At 57.9% G+C, this 309-nt stretch carries 1 pseudogene; it reads right to left on the bottom strand.

Features of this window, described 5'->3' with window-relative positions:
- Positions 1-250 (bottom strand): annotated as a pseudogene (locus KZZ07_RS26790) (transposase); the annotation flags it as partial.
- Positions 251-309 lie beyond the last annotated feature (59 nt).

The raw sequence follows: 309 nt of genomic DNA, 5'->3' as shown, positions 1-309 counted from the left end.
CAACAGGCTCTCGACGAACCCGGTCGTCTGGCGCAACGCCATGCCAACAGAACCTTCATCGTCAGGCATGTCTGGATCGCGGCATCGCTGTAGGTTGGCTGTCGGCCGCGTTTGCCGGTCGGCGCAGCATCCCAGATCATCTCTGGGTCAAACCAGATCGTCAGCGAGGTCGTGAAACGACGCGCTTGAGCGCTTCATTACAGGTCGACCAGTTCTTGGTCTTGTAGGTTGGGGGTCTGGGTCTGATCATGTCGTCCAGCTACCACGCTGGATTCACGACATGAATCCCTCACCCGGTTTATGCAACAG

It is taken from the genome of Mameliella sp. CS4, assembly GCF_019392335.1.
Lineage (GTDB): Bacteria > Pseudomonadota > Alphaproteobacteria > Rhodobacterales > Rhodobacteraceae > Antarctobacter.
This window is presented reverse-complemented; position numbering and strand designations above follow the sequence as displayed.